Source organism: Bacillus sp. FSL R5-0431, from assembly GCF_038002985.1.
Lineage (GTDB): Bacteria > Bacillota > Bacilli > Bacillales > Bacillaceae > Bacillus.
Genome location: NZ_JBBOOG010000001.1, coordinates 2,815,185 through 2,831,819, shown reverse-complemented (window position 1 = coordinate 2,831,819; position 16,635 = coordinate 2,815,185). Strand labels below are relative to the sequence as shown.

22 protein-coding genes are annotated in these 16,635 nt (G+C 40.4%); 17 read left to right on the top strand and 5 right to left on the bottom strand.

All coding sequences use genetic code 11. The features are described 5' to 3' along the window. The first annotated feature begins 47 nt into the window (after nt 1–47). Nucleotides 48–791 (top strand): (S)-benzoin forming benzil reductase, encoded by a 744-nt coding sequence (locus MKZ03_RS14670; protein WP_034660685.1) that lies wholly within the window; start codon nt 48–50, stop codon nt 789–791. Between the two features lie 287 nt (nt 792–1,078). Further along, a complete protein-coding gene (locus MKZ03_RS14665; RefSeq protein WP_060597222.1) occupies nt 1,079–1,612 on the top strand; it encodes an HD domain-containing protein in 534 nt (177 codons plus the stop codon). On the opposite strand, the gene MKZ03_RS14660 is transcribed toward MKZ03_RS14665, so the two are convergent. After that, the gene (locus MKZ03_RS14660; RefSeq protein WP_066030464.1) at nt 1,609–3,093 is read right to left on the bottom strand and encodes an esterase/lipase family protein; all 1,485 of its coding nucleotides are present in this window, start codon (nt 3,091–3,093) and stop codon (nt 1,609–1,611) included. The two genes, MKZ03_RS14665 and MKZ03_RS14660, sit on opposite strands and share 4 nt — an antisense overlap. Before the next feature lie 182 nt (nt 3,094–3,275). Here MKZ03_RS14660 and MKZ03_RS14655 point away from each other — a divergent pair, with 182 nt between their 5' ends. From MKZ03_RS14655 to MKZ03_RS14615, 9 genes are all read left to right on the top strand, one after another. Continuing rightward, entirely contained in the window at nt 3,276–3,512 is a 237-nt protein-coding gene (locus MKZ03_RS14655; protein ID WP_003213721.1) for a YuzF family protein, read from the top strand. A 185-nt stretch (nt 3,513–3,697) separates the two neighbouring features. Beyond that, a complete protein-coding gene (locus MKZ03_RS14650; RefSeq protein WP_034659839.1) occupies nt 3,698–4,801 on the top strand; it encodes an AI-2E family transporter in 1,104 nt (367 codons plus the stop codon). 66 nt (nt 4,802–4,867) lie between these two features. Further along, a complete protein-coding gene (locus tag MKZ03_RS14645; protein WP_034659837.1) occupies nt 4,868–5,089 on the top strand; it encodes a spore germination protein in 222 nt (73 codons plus the stop codon). 99 nt (nt 5,090–5,188) lie between these two features. Next, nucleotides 5,189–5,410 carry a spore germination protein gene (locus MKZ03_RS14640; protein ID WP_307500180.1) on the top strand — a complete coding sequence of 74 codons (222 nt, stop codon included), beginning with the start codon at nt 5,189–5,191 and terminating at the stop codon, nt 5,408–5,410. Nucleotides 5,411–5,506: 96 nt separating this feature from the next. After that, entirely contained in the window at nt 5,507–5,755 is a 249-nt protein-coding gene (locus tag MKZ03_RS14635; RefSeq protein WP_307500179.1) for a YueH family protein, read from the top strand. 27 nt (nt 5,756–5,782) lie between these two features. Next, complete coding sequence (locus MKZ03_RS14630; protein WP_307500178.1) at nt 5,783–6,190, top strand: YueI family protein; 408 nt, start codon at nt 5,783–5,785, stop codon at nt 6,188–6,190. Nucleotides 6,191–6,250: 60 nt separating this feature from the next. Next, nucleotides 6,251–6,802, top strand: coding sequence for a cysteine hydrolase family protein (locus tag MKZ03_RS14625; protein ID WP_127687105.1), 552 nt, complete (start codon nt 6,251–6,253; stop codon nt 6,800–6,802). Between the two features lie 17 nt (nt 6,803–6,819). Beyond that, nucleotides 6,820–8,289, top strand: coding sequence for a nicotinate phosphoribosyltransferase (locus MKZ03_RS14620; RefSeq protein ID WP_034659831.1), 1,470 nt, complete (start codon nt 6,820–6,822; stop codon nt 8,287–8,289). Nucleotides 8,290–8,426: 137 nt separating this feature from the next. Then, nucleotides 8,427–9,653 carry an EAL and HDOD domain-containing protein gene (locus tag MKZ03_RS14615; protein ID WP_341032233.1) on the top strand — a complete coding sequence of 409 codons (1,227 nt, stop codon included), beginning with the start codon at nt 8,427–8,429 and terminating at the stop codon, nt 9,651–9,653. A 33-nt stretch (nt 9,654–9,686) separates the two neighbouring features. Here the strand turns inward: MKZ03_RS14615 and MKZ03_RS14610 are convergent, their stop codons facing one another. Further along, nucleotides 9,687–10,040, bottom strand: a complete 354-nt coding sequence (locus MKZ03_RS14610) for a hypothetical protein (protein WP_060597216.1) — start codon at nt 10,038–10,040, stop codon at nt 9,687–9,689. Between the two features lie 505 nt (nt 10,041–10,545). On the opposite strand from MKZ03_RS14610, the gene degQ reads away from it, so the two are divergent. From degQ to MKZ03_RS14580, 6 genes are all read left to right on the top strand, one after another. After that, nucleotides 10,546–10,686 (top strand): degradation enzyme regulation protein DegQ, encoded by a 141-nt coding sequence (gene degQ, locus MKZ03_RS14605; RefSeq protein ID WP_003213123.1) that lies wholly within the window; start codon nt 10,546–10,548, stop codon nt 10,684–10,686. 151 nt (nt 10,687–10,837) lie between these two features. Continuing rightward, a complete protein-coding gene (locus MKZ03_RS14600; RefSeq protein ID WP_340973639.1) occupies nt 10,838–11,752 on the top strand; it encodes a polyprenyl synthetase family protein in 915 nt (304 codons plus the stop codon). Beyond that, on the top strand, nt 11,749–11,919 hold the full coding sequence (locus MKZ03_RS14595) for a competence pheromone ComX (RefSeq protein WP_080869541.1): 171 nt from the start codon (nt 11,749–11,751) through the stop codon (nt 11,917–11,919). Before MKZ03_RS14600 ends, MKZ03_RS14595 begins: the two co-directional genes overlap by 4 nt. Before the next feature lie 53 nt (nt 11,920–11,972). Further along, nucleotides 11,973–14,285 (top strand): ATP-binding protein, encoded by a 2,313-nt coding sequence (locus tag MKZ03_RS14590; protein ID WP_341032230.1) that lies wholly within the window; start codon nt 11,973–11,975, stop codon nt 14,283–14,285. 80 nt (nt 14,286–14,365) lie between these two features. Next, the gene (locus MKZ03_RS14585) at nt 14,366–15,007 is read left to right on the top strand and encodes a response regulator transcription factor (protein ID WP_058013793.1); all 642 of its coding nucleotides are present in this window, start codon (nt 14,366–14,368) and stop codon (nt 15,005–15,007) included. Nucleotides 15,008–15,030: 23 nt separating this feature from the next. After that, nucleotides 15,031–15,420, top strand: coding sequence for a hotdog fold thioesterase (locus MKZ03_RS14580; protein ID WP_307500176.1), 390 nt, complete (start codon nt 15,031–15,033; stop codon nt 15,418–15,420). 95 nt (nt 15,421–15,515) lie between these two features. On the opposite strand, the gene mnhG is transcribed toward MKZ03_RS14580, so the two are convergent. From mnhG to MKZ03_RS14565, 3 genes are read right to left on the bottom strand one after another with little or no spacing between them, the layout of a single operon-like run. After that, entirely contained in the window at nt 15,516–15,890 is a 375-nt protein-coding gene (mnhG, locus tag MKZ03_RS14575; protein WP_003213369.1) for a monovalent cation/H(+) antiporter subunit G, read from the bottom strand. After that, nucleotides 15,874–16,155: a Na(+)/H(+) antiporter subunit F1 gene (locus MKZ03_RS14570; RefSeq protein ID WP_008345849.1), complete on the bottom strand. Its 282-nt coding sequence runs from the start codon at nt 16,153–16,155 to the stop codon at nt 15,874–15,876. Before MKZ03_RS14570 ends, mnhG begins: the two co-directional genes overlap by 17 nt. Further along, on the bottom strand, nt 16,155–16,634 hold the full coding sequence (locus tag MKZ03_RS14565) for a Na+/H+ antiporter subunit E (protein ID WP_034659819.1): 480 nt from the start codon (nt 16,632–16,634) through the stop codon (nt 16,155–16,157). Before MKZ03_RS14565 ends, MKZ03_RS14570 begins: the two co-directional genes overlap by 1 nt. Nucleotide 16,635: the final 1 nt, after the last annotated feature.

Below are 16,635 nucleotides of genomic sequence, written 5' to 3'. Positions count from 1 at the left end.
ATACCGTTCCACTACGTAAAATAGTGTTATCAAGGGAGGAGATTGTCATTCGAATTTCAATCGTTACAGGCGGATCAAAAGGATTTGGTCTAGCACTTGTGAACCGGCTGCTTTCACGCGGGGACCATGTGTATACGGCAGCAAGAAGTGCATCGCCGATTTACCATCCGGAGCTCACACATACACAGGTCGACCTGACAGATGAGAAAGCAGCAGCCAAATGGCTTCAAGATAGTCTCACGCCGCAAACACTGGCAGCTGCTGATGACATCTTATTCGTCAATAATGCAGGCATGGTGACACCTATCAAACGTGTGGGGCAAGGCGGACAGGATACGCTTCATCAGCATTATACGTTGAATCTTGTCATCCCTGTTTTGCTGAGCCATGTTTTTACCAAGCAGACTCAATCATATAGCGGAAAGAAAACGATCGTTCACCTTTCTTCTGGAGCGGCGAAAAACCCTTATAAAGGCTGGAGTGCGTATTGCAGCTCAAAGGCAGGACTTGATATGTTTATGAGGACTTTGCATGAGGAACAGCAGGACGAGGCGTATCCAATCAACACGTTTTCATTTTCCCCCGGAACCATTGATACAGATATGCAGGGGGAGATTCGGAAGTCATCAAAACAGGACTTCGAACAAATTGACCGTTTTCAGCAATTATATGAAACAGGCACGCTGAAGAGTCCAGATGAAGTCGCAGGTATTTTGCTCGATCTTTTAGCGGATGATCCAGCTGGCGGATGCGTATACGATGCACGTGAGTATGTGAAAAAGCAGTCATAACGACTGTAGCAGCGTGAAGACAAACCCTCGCATTCGGTGTCAGTCCTGCATGCCGGTGCTCACGAATCTCAAATTCGCTCCGCGCCAGCTAGACTTCAAGGGTTTTCATATCACACTGTAAAGAAGAAAAAAGCAGTCATCACGACTGCTTTTTTTCGTCTTGTACAAGCAAAACCAGTTGATTTGACATAAGCTAATCTTGAGACTCATAGAAAATATAACAGAACATTTGAGTTTCTTTTCAGAATATGTTAGGATGCTAAAAATATAGATAAGGAGGGGTTTCCATGAGAAAGGTTACATTAATGGATGTTTACACCCATCCAGTTGCTCAAAAGTATTTAAATCGTTCAGGAAAAGCCCATGCGATTGCTTGTGCTTATCACGCATTCAAGCTGGCGATGCAGGCGGGAATTAACCCAGATCTGGCTGTGAAAGCAGCACTCTTGCATGATATCGGCCACTATGAATGGTATACAGCCGGCGGAGAATGGGATTACGAGACATATAGAAGAAATGATATTCATGCCATTAAAGGTGCAGAGCGGGCACACAAACTGCTCATACGGCTCGGGGAGGAACCAAAAGCAGCCAAAGATATTGCACTTGCGATTCTGCTTCATACGGATTCATATTTGCCAGAGGGCGACCTCCATAAGGACACACTCCAGCAAATTGTGAAGAAAGCAGATGAAATGGATGAAGAGCCTGGCGGACACCACCATTACAGACAAATAGACGAATCATTGGCAATGAAAAAGATTGCCGATTTGGATCAGAAAGTGCAGCAGGCACTCCAGCCCATGAAACGCTCTGTTTAGTATGGAATGTCTCCATGAATCGTTCCGTGCTGATCGACATACAACGTGCGAATAACGGTACGGTTAAACGCAGATGTTCCTGACGTAGTGAGTCCGGTGTAATGCACCGTGACGGAATAAGCACCTTCTTTTTTCAATTGAATGGCTGATGAGGTACTTGTTTTCAGTGGATGATCCTTTTGTGCATCTTTAAAGTAATTGGTTTCCACTGATTTGCTTAACCGTTTAATCAGACCGCTTGAATGGGTCGATGCATCCCCTGACTTCGATGCAGCTGCTTTAATTTCTTCATTTAATGGTGAATCAAAGGATACAAGCAGCAGATAAGGAGCCTTTTTTCCTGAATTCGATCGAATCGTCCATTTTCCAGGAACGGGCTTATTGATTTGCACATGGTGTGAATATGCGCCTTCATATGGGAAAGATGCTTCCGATGTCTTAAGGTTTGTTAAGACGTCTCCATTTGGGGCGATGATTTCTGGTCGCGTCTCCTGCCTTTCATTTAACCACTGAATCGATAAGCCATTCGTTCCTTCCTCTACATAGAACGCTTCTGTTTTATCCTTTTCACTTTCTCCACCTTTCACATAAACATCTGTATTCAGCTCAGCAGAAACGGGCTCTTGTTCCTCTTTATTTTCATTTTCAGCGCTTGCGACATTTGCCAGAAGCTGATGCTGGAACACAGGAAACATACTTGTGCCGTTTTTGATTGAATGATGATCCCATTTTCCTGTTAAAATATTGTTTGCATACGATAGTCTTGTGCTGTTTACCGTGACGGCGCCATCATTTGCACCAAAGCTCTTTAAATACATGCCGCCTAAATACAGCACACCGCCAAATGTTCCCCATTCCGAGCCAGAGTAGGTGACATATTTATTGGGAAACGCCTCCAGCTGGTCGGTTTCACTTCGAAAAGCCGCCATCAGACCGGTTTGCAAAGAATAAAGCGCGTCGCTTTTTTGTCCAAGAATTTGCGCGAGCCAGCTTCCGCCCTTGCTATACGCTAGATCCGCAAGCGGTGTCCCGTTATGAGGAGAGCCGAGAGTAATGACCTTTTCCACATAGGGATGGGCTTTGAAATACACCAGTGCGGACTGTGTATCGACCCCGCCTTTACTATGACCAATCACAATGAGTTTTCTACCAAACGCATCATAAATTTCTTTGAGCTTTTCTGCTAATAGTTTGCCGTTCTTTTTCATGTCCTGATCTGGATGCAAATCTATGAATGCGCTTTCGTATCCGTTCAGAACAGCCTGCTTTGCCATATCGTTTCGATCGGACCAAGTGGAGGAGGAGCTGTTAATGCCATGAACAAAAACAAGTGGTGGTTTTGACTCGTCTTTTTGAACGGGCTCTTCTCCTTTAAACCACTTCCCCGGCGTCCCAGGTGGATCTCCAATTGTGCCTGCATACGCATAACTTGCAGAGGATAGAAAGAGCATGACAGCAACAATACAGATGAGTTTTTTCAAAACAATTCACCTCTTCGAATGATTTAAATTGTTGGCAGCACCAATCTATTATACTTCTAAAAAATGTAAAAACGCACTATTTGTAAAAATGTGGTATTAATGTTGTGGGTTTGCCCTGAGTGACATTCACATGGGTTCATGCATACGCTGTGGGTAAATACACAAGTAAAGGGGCAGGTAGGATGGCACAACAAGGAAGTCCACAGCTTGTTTCATTAGTTGATCCATATGTTTATCAAACATTGCAGAAAGTGGTCGGTATGAGATTAATTGTGCAAACAGTGAAAGATACGGTGCGTGGGAAATTGAAGGAAGTTATGCCGGATCATATTGTGATTGAAGCGGGGGCGAAATCAGTTTTTTATGTGCGGATCCAGCAAATCGTGTCGGTGATGCCTGATCACAGTGAAAGAGTGTAACAAGCAGACGCATAGATGTCTGCTTTTTTTTCATGCTTATAGAATGTATATCTGGAAAAAGTGCATGATATACCAATTGTTCTTTTTTTTTCAAAAAATGAGGTTCTAAAACAAGAAGCAGTTGACAGAAGGTGGGTTGAATAGTAGTTTTTTAATAAGATCAATACGTAACAGGAGGAGCATCTTTGTTAAAATCTAAAGTTCATTTTTGGACATTCCAAATATTACTTGTTTTACTCATTGTCTATGTATCAACAAAGGTTTCGTTTTTATTTCAGCCGATTATTTTATTTGCATCAACTCTGTTTGTCCCCATCTTACTGGCGGGTATTCTCTTTTTCATCTTTAATCCAATTGTTCGATTTTTGTCCAAGAAAATTCCTAGGACACTCGCTATCCTGATCATTTATCTTCTGTTCATTGGACTCATCACGTTCATCGTCAATGCTGCTGGACCGGTGATTGTCTCGCAGGTCGGTGGACTTGTCAAAAGCTTCCCTGGTTATGTGACGGACATGCAGAAGTTTATCAATGACTTTTCGCATTCTAAAACATTTACTTGGATGATGAACCAAGATTATGTGTCTGTCTCAAAATTTGAACAGACGATCGTTTCGACATTAAAAGATTTGCCGGAAAATATCGCTTCAAGTATGTCTGCTGTGTTTGGCGTGATTGCCAATATCGCTTTAGCCGTCATCACAGTTCCGTTCATTTTGTTTTATATGCTGAAAGACGGGCATAAGTTTCCGGACAAGCTCGTTCAATTTTTGCCAATGCCTTACCGTAAGGAAGGGTTGAAAATTTTTAAAGAATTAAACGACACACTTGCGGCTTACATACAGGGGCAGATTGTTGTCTGTTTATTTGTTGGAGTGGCTTGTTTTATCGGATACTTATTAATTGGTGTGAAATATGCGCTTATTCTCGGTATTATCATTGCGGTCACAAATGTGATCCCGTACCTTGGACCATATCTTGGCGCGGCACCAGCTGTGCTGATTGCCTTTCTTGATTCGCCTGGAAAAGCAGTGGTGACAGTGATTGTGATTCTTGTCGTTCAGCAAATTGACGGAAATGTCATTTCTCCATTGATCATTGGGAAACGCCTTAACACACACCCTTTGACCATTATCCTGCTGTTAATTGGGGCAGGAAGCTTTGGCGGCATCCTTGGCATGATCTTTGCGGTTCCTGTCTATGCACTGCTCAAAGCGATCACCTTGAATATTGTCAGATTGGTTCAGCTGCGTCAGCGGTCTCGTAAAGAACAGCATTTAAACGTATAGGGCAGATGCACAACTTTTCCCTTTTTGCATAAGATGGTTGACATAAGCAGATAGGGGGAGATTCTGATGCCTGCAATCGTTGGACCTATTCATATCGAGTCATTAGGAGGAAACGGTGCAGCTACTTTCGGTGATGTACTGGCCATTGCCCCTTTGGCTGTAAACCACTCCACTGGCGGGGCGGGAGCCTTTAATTCAGGTGATTATATGTCTCTTACAAGTGATCCTAATGCGACGATGCTTTGGGACTTCACATTGTTTGACCAGCCTCAATCATTTAATGCATAGAAATACAGCTGGTGATCAAATATCAGCTGTCTTTTTTTATTTGTGATACACGTATTGTTGAGCTGGGCAAATGATGTGGATAGAAAAGGTGGTGGAGCAATGCCAGCGATTGTTGGACCTATTCATATAGATCGTGTGTACGGAAATGGGGCGGCACATTTCGGCGGTGTTTTTCCCATTTCGCCAAAAAGTGTTGATTACTCCGCCGGTGGTTCAGGTACCTATAATGCAGGGGATATCGTCCAATTTTTTAACAGTCCAAACGTCACATTTGTTTGGGATTTAAATCTTATTAGTCAGCAAAAGAGCTTCAATGCGTAGCCAGCTTTGAAAGGGATTTCCTTTTCAGAAGCTGTCTTTTTTTATGGTACAATGGATATGGATGTAAGAAGAAAAAAGAGGTGTGAACAGAGTCAAATGAAAATTAGAAAAGCACACATCACAAGCCGGCAACCAAAGACCTACAATGTATATTTACATGAAAATAAAAAAGAATATAAAACGCTTGTTGCCGTACCTGACATTGAATGGAGTAAATCCATTGCGTACGAGGACGAAAAAGAGCAGCTGATCCATACGCTCGAGCAATCCTTAATGGAAAGAGCAGAAACAGACGAAGCCCGTGAGCTTGCACTAAAGATTGTGCACTGGGTCACAGAAATGTAAATTTTAAAACCAGGAGTGAAAACAGCGATGAAAGAAGAATCCGTAGACTTTTATTTGCAGCAAGGAATATTTGGACATGCTGAAACAAAACCCGATGAACGAAGAATGTTTCTCGGTTCATTAAGGGAACGAGCGCTTCTCGCCCTGACAAAGGGACAGGTATTACGAAATAAACCGTATCAAGAGGTAGAACAAGTCTTAAAGTCCAACCGTCAGGCCACTGTTCTTTTAAATGGTGAGTTGTCCTATGCATCTTATTCTCAATATGTGAAAATGGCTAATGCCGCTGGTTGTTCCTTTAAAGTGGTGAATCATTATGAGGCGCATTCTCCTTTTGGTCTTGTGATAGAGCTGCCGAATGCGGTTAATCAAGAGCACATCTATATAGAAGATGAGCTGCTTCAAAAGGCTTTTTCTCGCGAATCTGTTGAATAGGTTTCCCTAGTGAAATGAATAGGCTATAATGAGTCAAAAGAGCATATGGGAGAGATGCGGATGGGCAAAGCATTGATTTGTATTGATTATACCGTTGATTTTGTTGCAGACGATGGAAAATTGACATGCGGAAAGCCTGGACAGGCGATTGAGCCTAAGATCACAGAGATCACTTCTTCGTTTATTGATGAAGGACACTTTGTCGTCTTTGCAGTCGATCATCATGAAGAGCAAGACCCTTATCATCCAGAGACAAAGTTATTTCCGCCCCATAATATTCGCGGGACAAAGGGAATTGAACTTTATGGCAAACTAAGTTCACTATTTCACACGTCAAAACATTTAAAGCATGTCTACTATATGGAAAAAACAAGATACTCTGCTTTTGCAGGCACTCAATTAGAAATGAAACTGCGCGAACGCGGCATCACTGAACTTCATTTAGCCGGCGTATGTACCGATATTTGTGTACTTCATACAGCTGTTGATGCGTACAATAAAGGCTTCGAACTTGTGATTCACCAGAATGCTGTAGCGAGTTTTAATGAAGCGGGGCACGAGTGGGCACTTTCTCACTTTGAGCAGTCGCTTGGTGCGAAAGTGGTTAAGTAAGGGAAGGAGAATGGAAGTTGGAGCATCGGTTTATTGACGACAGTTTATCACTACATACAGATCTTTATCAAATTAACATGGCAGAAACGTATTGGAGAGACGGCATTCATGAGAAGAAGGCAGTTTTTGAACTCTTCTTCAGAAAGCTTCCATTTGACAATGGCTTCGCTGTATTTGCTGGTTTAGAGAAAGCGATTGAATATTTATCGGACTTCTCCTTCACCGAAAGTGATCTAGCGTATTTAAAAGATGAACTCGGTTATAAAAGCGATTTCATTGATTATTTAAGCGGGTTGTCCTTTACAGGAACACTTCATTCAATGCGTGAAGGCGAAATTGTCTTTGCAAATGAACCGATCATGCGCATCGAGGCAACGCTTGTAGAAGCGCAGCTAATCGAAACAGCCTTGCTGAATATCGTGAATTTCCAAACACTGATCGCAACAAAGGCGGCTCGGATTAAAGGAATCATTGAAGATGAGACAGCACTAGAATTCGGAACAAGACGTGCGCATGAAATGGATGCAGCGATGTGGGGAGCAAGAGCGGCACTCATCGGCGGCTTCCAGGCGACAAGTAATGTTCGTGCTGGGAAGCGCTTCAACATTCCAGTGTCAGGAACTCATGCCCATGCGCTTGTACAAGCATACCGCGATGAATATACGGCATTTAAAAAATACGCTGAAACCCATACAGACTGTGTCTTTTTAGTCGATACGTATGATACCGTGAGATCCGGTATTCCAAATGCCATTAAGGTAGCGAAAGAATTCGGAGACAAAATCAACTTTATTGGTGTCAGACTTGATAGCGGTGACCTTGCATACTTGTCTAAAAAAGCTAGAACGATGCTGGATGATGCAGGATTCCATGATGCAAAAGTCATTGCATCGAGCGATCTTGATGAACATACCATCATGAATTTAAAAGCACAGGGTGCCAAAATTGATGTGTGGGGTGTTGGGACAAAGCTGATCACAGCATTTGATCAGCCAGCTCTTGGTGCAGTGTATAAACTCGTATCTATTGAAGAAAATGGAAAAATGAATGATACCATTAAAATTTCGTCTAACCCAGAGAAAGTGACAACACCAGGACGTAAACGTGTGTACCGCATCATCAATCAATTGAATCATCATTCTGAGGGTGACTACATTGCGCTCGAAGAGGAAGATGTTCATAGTGAGGATAAACTGAAAATGTTCCACCCTGTGCATACATTTATCAGCAAATTTGTTACAAACTTTGTGGCTAAGGATCTTCATGTCCCGATTTTCGAACAAGGAAAACTTGTATATGACAATCCGGATATTCAAACGATTCAAGCCTATGTGCAGGATAGCCTCGGACTTTTCTGGGAGGAATATAAACGAATCAGCAAACCAGAAGAATACCCAGTCGATTTGAGTCAAAAATGCTGGGATAACAAGATGCAGTTTATCCATGACGTGAAAAATAAAATTAAAAAAGAGCTTTATGAAAGCTAATTGGAAGAAAAGAGATCATCAAGCCGGGTGATCTCTTTTTTTATTTTTTGACCGATTCAAAGTGAACCATAAGCACAATCATTTGGTATACTGAAAGCACATCTTGTTTGTCATTGCATAAAGGAGGATTGGAGCAGTTGAGGGTGTTTGTTGCGAGACAGCCTATTTTTAACAGAAAAGAACAAGTCGTATCATATGAGCTGCTTTATAGAGATAGTGAAACCAATACATATAGCGCTGAAGACGGTGACCAAGCGACAACGGACCTCATTATTAATAGCTTTTTAAATATCGGTATCGAAACATTGACAGAGGGCAAAAGATGCTACATTAATTTCACTGAAAGCTTACTTTCGTCTGATCTGCTCACCTATTTTGATCCGCATCAGCTTGTGATCGAGATATTAGAAAATGTACCGATTACCCCGGCACTTATTATGAGATGTAAGCAGTTAAAAAAATGGGGATATACGATTGCACTTGATGATTTTTTTCTAAGCGGAACACATTTTAGTGACAAGTTGCTTGACGAACTCCTCTATTGCATTGATATTTTAAAAATTGACTTTCTGAAGACCACATCGGAAGAACGAAGAAATATTCTACATACGTATAAAAAATATCGACTTCGCTTCCTTGCAGAAAAGGTGGAAACGCGAAGAGAGTATGAAGAAGCGCTAGAAGCCGGCTTCCATTTATTTCAAGGGTATTTCTTTAGCGAGCCTCGTGTCATATCAGGACGAGCATTATCGACCAGCTTCCATGCGTACCACCAGCTCTTAAATGAGCTGAGCAAGGAACAGCCGAATATCCAGATCGTGACCCATTTTATTGAAAGTGACCTTTCGCTGTCATATCAATTATTAAAAATGCTGAATTCAGGCGGCATGAGACGTCTTTATCAAATCAAAAGTATCCGGCAGGCGATTATCCTGCTTGGGTTTAATGAAATTCGGCGCTGGATCTTTATTCTTTCATTTAAAGAACTGAATGTCCAAGCAAACTCAAGCCAAAAAGAAATTATCAAAATGTCATTCATTCGGGCGAAAACGTGTGAACTGATTGCGAGTCGTACTGAACGAGAGCACCCAGCCTCTTATATGCTGACAGGCATGTTTTCTCTCATTGATACGCTTGTCAGGGCAGATATTACAGAACTTGTGAAAGAGCTGCCGCTTTCTGATGAAGTTGGCGAGGCACTGCTTGGCTATGAAAATGATTATTCATTTGTGCTAGGTGTAGCCAAACGGATTGAACGAAATGAATGGGATGATGAGATGTTAAATGGGGAACTCCCGAAGCAAGAAGCCTACGGCTGTTATATAGAAGCCATTGAATGGTGTCATAAAATGTTTGAATCTTAAGAAAAGCCGCTCACGTCAGAGCGGCTTTTTTTGTTATGCCCACTGTAAAAGAAGAAAAAGTCTGCTAGAGGCGAGAGACAAGTAGATACGAATGCCTTCTGGACTAAAGCGGATGTCAATGCCACTTTTCACACCGATTTGCTTCAGCATTCGGATGACACTTGTCGAATCAGAGCGCTCAGCAGCCTCCATGATGCGCTGTGCAAATGAAAGCGAGCTGGAAATCTGCTGTGTAATGAGTGAAGCATCAGCAACAAGTCGGGCTGATTCTTTTGCGGCTCGTTGAAACGAGTGGGCATCTACTGGAGGAAAAGTCATAGGTGTGCGCGGGTATGCATGGCTCATTGCGGGAACCTGCAAAGCAGGATAAGGAACATAGTAAAACATATGGTCACCTCTTCTCTCATTGACGTGAAATTGGACGGATATCTGTTCTAAATGTATGTAGAAAATCAGAATAAAGAATCAAAATGATCTTTCTATCTTTATAAATCCAACATAAAAATAGGTACTTTTGCGGTCAATTTCGGTGAATGTCGCCAAAAAATTGCGGTGTCCACAATAGGGTCTGTCGTCTGACCTATAACACGCAAAACCGAGGATACGGAAGGGATCATACGTTCTTATGTGAGAAAAGTGTGACGAATGATGCCTATTCTTGTCGCAAAAATGACGCAGTTCCTTTGAAATTGAGATAAAAGTATGATTTGAAAAGTCAGAAAATGATGAAAAAAGACCTATTGAATTTTGCGGTATCACGCACACATTTTGTGCATACTTTTCGGTGAAAAAATACTCAATTACATTTACACTGTTAGTAACAGATCAAATACTTATGACCCAATCACCATACACAAATACATTGATCTTCCAAAAAAGGAGAGTGGAATCGATGGAAAAGTATGAAATCGAAGAACTTAAACAATTATTATGGAAACTTGAAAACGAAATTAGAGAAACAACGGCTTCTCTTCATAACATTAACAAAAGCATTGATCAATACGACAAATATGAATATGTGAAAATTTCTTAAAGACTTGATAATCATCAAGTCTTTTTTTTATCCAAATACATACAAAAAAAGGATATATTATTATATAATTGTTAAATAGTGATGTCAGTGGACATCTGCTCATGTCTTTTTAGTAAAATAAAAGGCGGAAGGGTGAGGTACAAGAGCGAGTATGCTAAACTATCTAGAGAATACAAAAATCAAGCAGAATATGTCTGATTTTATTCAACATGCAGTCAGGCAGAAGGATTTACAACAACTGCTTCTAGAATTTACAGATAGAAAGAATGAATTTCCCTTTGGGCAATTGGCTTACAAGCATTATGAGGCATTTGGCGGACAAGACAAGCAAGCGATTACACAATTGGCAGCAGGGATTGAACTTCTCATTTTATCAGCCGATATATTAGATGATATTGAAGATCAGGACAATGATTCGTATCCTTGGATGAACGTCGACCAAGGAGTCGCCATCAATGCTTCTACGTATTTGTATACGCTGAGTACCCAATTCATCATATCAATAGGTGAAAATGATTCTCAACTAATTGAGAAACTGTTCCAACTCATCAAATGGTCAATGGAAGGACAACATGAGGATTTGCGTCATATGCATGAAACAGAAGAAGAGTGTGTAGAGGTGTTAAGGAAAAAATCAGGATCATTAACAGCTCTTTCTAGTGTACTGGGTGTTTATTTAGCGACGAGAAAAATCAACTCAACTGTGGAATCATATTCAATATATTATGGTGTTGCTGAACAGATCAGTAACGATTTTTTTGCGTTATTATCGAAAACAAACGGAGATTTTCTAAAAAAACAAACGCTGGCATTTAGTTATTTACAAAGAGGTTTTAACGATGCCAGTCAAGAGCTTCTTACGTTCTTTTCCGGTCGTTTAGATGAGTCAGAACAAAAGTCATTTCAGCTGAAGCAGAAATTACTTGAAGCTGGTTTGACTCAGTACATGGTATCAATGAGAGAGATTATGCTGTTAAAAATGAGGCAAGGGATTGAACAACTTGATTTACCTAAAACAAATAAGGAACAATTGTATGCATTTATGACAAAGGAGGGCAATGATTGAACATTCAAAATGTTATTGCATATTTAATGAATAATCCTAGTGTTGTGAATGAATTGGACTTAGGGAATGCAAGTTTAATTCACACAGATGAGCAAACCATGAAAGCAATCATTCAGGGCATTAAAAAAGGGCAAATGTCTGCAGATTATATATGGTACTATAAATGATACTATTCATTTAAAAATGATTTAAAAGTTCTCCAGTTAAGGATGTTTTATACATGAAGATAACTTATACGAAACTATCTGCTTTTTTGGTTTTTCTGTCTTTTTTATTTGTGATCTATGTTTCATATATTTATGTATTTGATATTTTTAATGGAGCACATGTAGCGGAGAACAAGAACGGTCAAGCAGAAGTTGTCAAAGTTGAATATCTTTCTTTAGCCTACACATCAGGATTAGAAGAAGGAGATATTATACTTAAAATCAATGGGGAACCTGCTAACAAAAAAGATCATTTGATCAATGGTGAGCTTAGGAATGTGCAAAGAATTGATATTCAAAGAGGCAACCAAATGATCACCCTTAAAAATAAGACATTGATTGGTCAAGAAAGTTTATTTGTCTATTTAATTCCTCTCGTCCTGTATTCAATATGTTTATTTTGTATCTTCTTTATCATTAGAATTAACAAAGAGACCCAACGGAAATCAGCATTTCTTTTAGTTTTATTTTTATTAACGATTTGTATCGGGTATCTTAGTGCAGGTACTTCAGGTATTGGTGAAAGATTTAGCCATTATGTGATCGTATTTTGTTTATCAAGTGTATTTATCTTTTATATTCATTTCATTTATCAGTATTTTAAAGAGTTTAACTTGCATATAACAAATCAAAAAACAATTCGCCTTTTATATAGTCTTCCAGTAATTAATCTATTGATAGAGCTAGCAGTTCCAATAGATTCAGCGATAGCAAGATACATGCCAAGTTTAAATCTTTTATTCTTTTTCGCTTCTATTATCATGTCATTCAAAGTGATTATCAATGGAATGCGGAAATATAAAGAGACAGAGCAGGGGTCTGTTTTAAAGTTTTTTGTCATGATTAATATCATAGCATTCTGTCCATTTATATTTTTATTTGCAATACCATATGTTTTGTTTCGTATTTATGTGGTAGATCCCTTTTTCTTGACTTCTTTTGTCTTGCTTATTCCTTTTTCTCTAGTGTACCAATTCATGACGAACAAACTTTACAATATGGATTTTTTGATTAGCAGACTGAGGTACTATGGCTTTCTAGCCATCACACCGACCATTTTTGTTGTTGTCACGTTTTATATTCTGCAAAAACCAGAAGATTTGAAGTACACACTGAAGCTCGCATTAATCACCTACGCGCTCATGCTGGCTGTTTTCTATTTCAAAGAAATTCTAGATTTCCGTTTTCGTCTGAAGCGTTTTTCAGAGAAGCATAATTACCAGGACAGCGTGTTTAAATTTACGCAGCTTATTCGTGAGGCGTCATCACTTCATCAAGTGCTGTATCATTTGAAATACACCATTTTAGAAGTGCTTGTTGTTAATAAAGCCTTTGTGCTTGAAGTGAAGCCAGATGGACAAATTGAAGAGATTGATGAATCTTCAGGTGATAGCAATCTATGGAAAGAGTATGTGGATCAATTTCAGGATATTTTAGGGGAAGTCGGGAAAATCATTGAGCTTGATAAAGGGTTTATGATGAAAATTGGCGAGCGGGGCGGTCACTCGTTTATGATTTGCTGTTTATCCAATTTACAGACACCTAAATTGACGCGTGATGAGATTTCTTGGCTGAAAACATTGGCTTTTTATACAAGTGTCAGTTTAGAAAATGTCGTCAAGATCGAAGAATTGATGGAGCATCTTGAAGATTTGAAGCAGCGTGAAGCGAATCCTGCTTGGCTGAAAAAAGTCATGTTTGCGATGGAAGAAAAACAGCGCTCCGATTTAGCGAGGGATCTTCATGATTCCGTGCTACAGGATTTGATATCGCTGAAAAGACAGTCAGAGATGTTTTTAACGAATTTCCAAAACGATCAATGCCCAACGTCTATTGAACAATCGCTTATCTCATGGAATGAACAAATGTCTAAGGTGATTCAAACCACGAGAGAAACATGTCATGAACTTCGGCCGCAGCTGCTGTACGATTTAGGTTTAGTCAAGGCGATGTCGAAGCTGACTTCTCAAATTCAGGAGGAAGCACCGTTTCATATCCGGCTGAATACAACACGCTTTGATAAAGAACTGGACATTGATATTGATTCACAGCTGAATATTTACCGAATTGTTCAGGAGCTGTTATCCAATGCCCTGAAGCACTCCCAAGCCACTCAAGTGTTAGTGATGCTGATTTGTATTAAAGATCAGGTTGTTCTTCACTACGAGGATGATGGAGTCGGTTTTGATGCAAGCCATCTTGATCAGCACACCATGAGCATGGGCCTCTCGGGAATCAGAGAACGAGTCAAGGCGTTAAATGGGAAGCTTCACATTCACACAGCCCCAGAAAAAGGACTGAAGGTGAAAATTGAAATGGAATTGTAACGATTTATTAAGGAATAAGACTTGGCATCTGCCAAGTCTTTTATATAAAATGGAAGTGAGTGATTTAAAGGGAGGAAGACATGAAGAAGATATTGGTCATTGATGATCATCCGGCTGTCATGGAAGGGACAAAAAGCATATTAGAATCAGATCAGCAGCTATCAGTCGATTGTTTAAGTCCTGATGCAGAAGCCGCCTTTTTAAAGACGCATGACTTTTCCATCTATGATGTGATTTTGATGGATTTAAATCTCGGGGATATCAATGGAATGGACATTGCGAAACAAATTCTAGAAACCAACCAACAAGTGAAAATTATCATTTATACAGGGTATGAAGTAGATGATTATTTTGAAGAGGCCATTCGGGCTGGATTGCACGGTGCAATTAGTAAAACAGAGACAAAAGACAAAATTATTGAATACATACACCGCACATTGCAAGGAGAAGTTGTCATTCAGCTATCCTATTTAAAGAAATTAATTTCACAGCAGCAAGAAAAGCCAGAACAGGCGCAGCAGACCGATCATGAGCTGTTAACAGAGCGAGAGTGTTTGATCCTCAGAGAAGTGGAAAAAGGATACACGAACCAAGAGATTGCCGATGTGCTTCATTTGAGCAAACGCTCGATTGAATACAGCTTGACGTCCATCTTTAATAAGCTGAATGTTGGCTCTCGAACCGAAGCTGTGTTAATTGCAAAATCTGAAAGTGTGCTGTAAACGTGTGAAGGGAGAGAACCCTGATGGAAGTGAGTGGATCAAATACACTGCTTGAGGCACTTGGGATTGAGATTGTAGAGTGTAATAAGTCACGATGCGTGGCGACAATGCCAGTCGATCACAGAACAAAACAGCCATTTGGACTGCTGCACGGAGGAGCATCTGCTGCTCTAGCAGAAACAGTGGCAAGCATGGGGGCTGCGGCTCATTTAGACTTAACTCAGCAAGTTTGCTCAGGGATTGAAATCAATGCCAATCATTTAAAATCTGTACGTGATGGAGTAGTGACAGCGACGGCTGTTCCTGTACATGTAGGGCGCCGTACAATGGTATTTCAAATTGATATTAAAGATGATCGGGACCGGCACATCTGTACGTCAAGATGCACACTTGCTGTCATTGATCTCATATAAAAAAGCTCCCGGTGCAGCGGAAGCTTTTTTTAGGTTGGATTGTTTTTTTTATAGAAATAAAAGAAGGACCTCACATGTGAGGTCCTTCTTTCAGTTTATAAGTACGAGTCTTCTTTTCGTTTAATCACGAAGTTACGAAAACCACCATAATCATCTTGTACACTTCGTTTGTCCATCTTGACTCCAGTATTGTAGGCGGCTCTTCCGATCAAGTGTGCGCCGACCGGAGCTGTTAAAAAGATAAAGACAATCCCAAGTAGAATCTTCGCAGAAATAATGCCTGCAAGAAACCATTCGTGAAAGAATACCCCAACTAATATGAGGACAACACCAAGTGTCGATGCTTTTGATGCAGCATGCATTCGTGTATAAACATCTGGCAGGCGAAGAACGCCAATGGCTGAAATGAGACAAAGGATGGCGCCAAGCAGGATAAAGAAAATGACAATAGCTTTAGCGATGACGATCATTTTCAATCACTTCCCCTTTCTCAAGGAATTTGGAAAAAGCGACAGTGCCGATAAAGGCAAGGATACCGAGCAGTAAAATAATTTCAAAGAACGTTGTCGTTTTCAGCAAAATGGAAACGATGGCTGTCATCCCAATTAAATTGATTCCTATCGCATCAAGTGCACTTACACGATCAGGAATAGAGGGACCTTTGATAACCCGTATAACAAAAAGAAGGGTGGACAGTGCAAGAATGCCAAGTGACATTTGTAATATGAGCTCCATTACTTACCACTCACCTCCTGAATCGCTTTTTCAAATGAAACCCGGATATCGTGAATGGCTTTTTCTGCATCTTCAATATCCATCGCATGAATGTACAAAATTGAACGATCATCAGAAATATCAATGACGAGTGTACCTGGTGTCAATGTAATCATGTTAGCCAGTATGGTGATTTCCCAATCCGTTTTCAAGTCCGTACGAAAGGCGAAAATACCGGGCTTAATTGTGAGCTTTGGAGATAATACGGTCTTTAATACACTTAAATTGGCAAGAAGCAGCTCCCGAATAAAAATCAATACGAGCTTGAAAATCGCAAAAAGGGCATAGCCGTAAAAACGCTGCGGGAAAAATCGCCGAAACATAAAGATGGCGACCATCCCTAGTACAAAGCCTGATACAAAGTCTGCGGCTCTGTAAGTATCATTCATAAACATCCATGTAAAGGCGAGGAGAGCGTTTAGTAATATTTGAAAGGCCATG

What these genes read in the sequence shown, in the direction of transcription:
- MKZ03_RS14590 (WP_341032230.1), top strand. Translation starts at nt 11,973, where the DNA reads ATGAAGATAACTTATACGAAACTATCTGCTTTTTTGGTTTTTCTGTCT.
- MKZ03_RS14580 (WP_307500176.1), top strand. Translation starts at nt 15,031, where the DNA reads ATGGAAGTGAGTGGATCAAATACACTGCTTGAGGCACTTGGGATTGAG.
- MKZ03_RS14640 (WP_307500180.1), top strand. Translation starts at nt 5,189, where the DNA reads ATGCCAGCGATTGTTGGACCTATTCATATAGATCGTGTGTACGGAAAT.
- MKZ03_RS14625 (WP_127687105.1), top strand. Translation starts at nt 6,251, where the DNA reads ATGGGCAAAGCATTGATTTGTATTGATTATACCGTTGATTTTGTTGCA.
- MKZ03_RS14635 (WP_307500179.1), top strand. Translation starts at nt 5,507, where the DNA reads ATGAAAATTAGAAAAGCACACATCACAAGCCGGCAACCAAAGACCTAC.
- MKZ03_RS14585 (WP_058013793.1), top strand. Translation starts at nt 14,366, where the DNA reads ATGAAGAAGATATTGGTCATTGATGATCATCCGGCTGTCATGGAAGGG.
- MKZ03_RS14665 (WP_060597222.1), top strand. Translation starts at nt 1,079, where the DNA reads ATGAGAAAGGTTACATTAATGGATGTTTACACCCATCCAGTTGCTCAA.
- MKZ03_RS14570 (WP_008345849.1), bottom strand. Translation starts at nt 16,155, where the DNA reads ATGGAGCTCATATTACAAATGTCACTTGGCATTCTTGCACTGTCCACC.
- MKZ03_RS14630 (WP_307500178.1), top strand. Translation starts at nt 5,783, where the DNA reads ATGAAAGAAGAATCCGTAGACTTTTATTTGCAGCAAGGAATATTTGGA.
- mnhG (WP_003213369.1), bottom strand. Translation starts at nt 15,890, where the DNA reads ATGATCGTCATCGCTAAAGCTATTGTCATTTTCTTTATCCTGCTTGGC.
- MKZ03_RS14565 (WP_034659819.1), bottom strand. Translation starts at nt 16,634, where the DNA reads ATGGCCTTTCAAATATTACTAAACGCTCTCCTCGCCTTTACATGGATG.
- MKZ03_RS14655 (WP_003213721.1), top strand. Translation starts at nt 3,276, where the DNA reads ATGGCACAACAAGGAAGTCCACAGCTTGTTTCATTAGTTGATCCATAT.
- MKZ03_RS14600 (WP_340973639.1), top strand. Translation starts at nt 10,838, where the DNA reads ATGCTAAACTATCTAGAGAATACAAAAATCAAGCAGAATATGTCTGAT.
- degQ (WP_003213123.1), top strand. Translation starts at nt 10,546, where the DNA reads ATGGAAAAGTATGAAATCGAAGAACTTAAACAATTATTATGGAAACTT.
- MKZ03_RS14645 (WP_034659837.1), top strand. Translation starts at nt 4,868, where the DNA reads ATGCCTGCAATCGTTGGACCTATTCATATCGAGTCATTAGGAGGAAAC.
- MKZ03_RS14610 (WP_060597216.1), bottom strand. Translation starts at nt 10,040, where the DNA reads ATGTTTTACTATGTTCCTTATCCTGCTTTGCAGGTTCCCGCAATGAGC.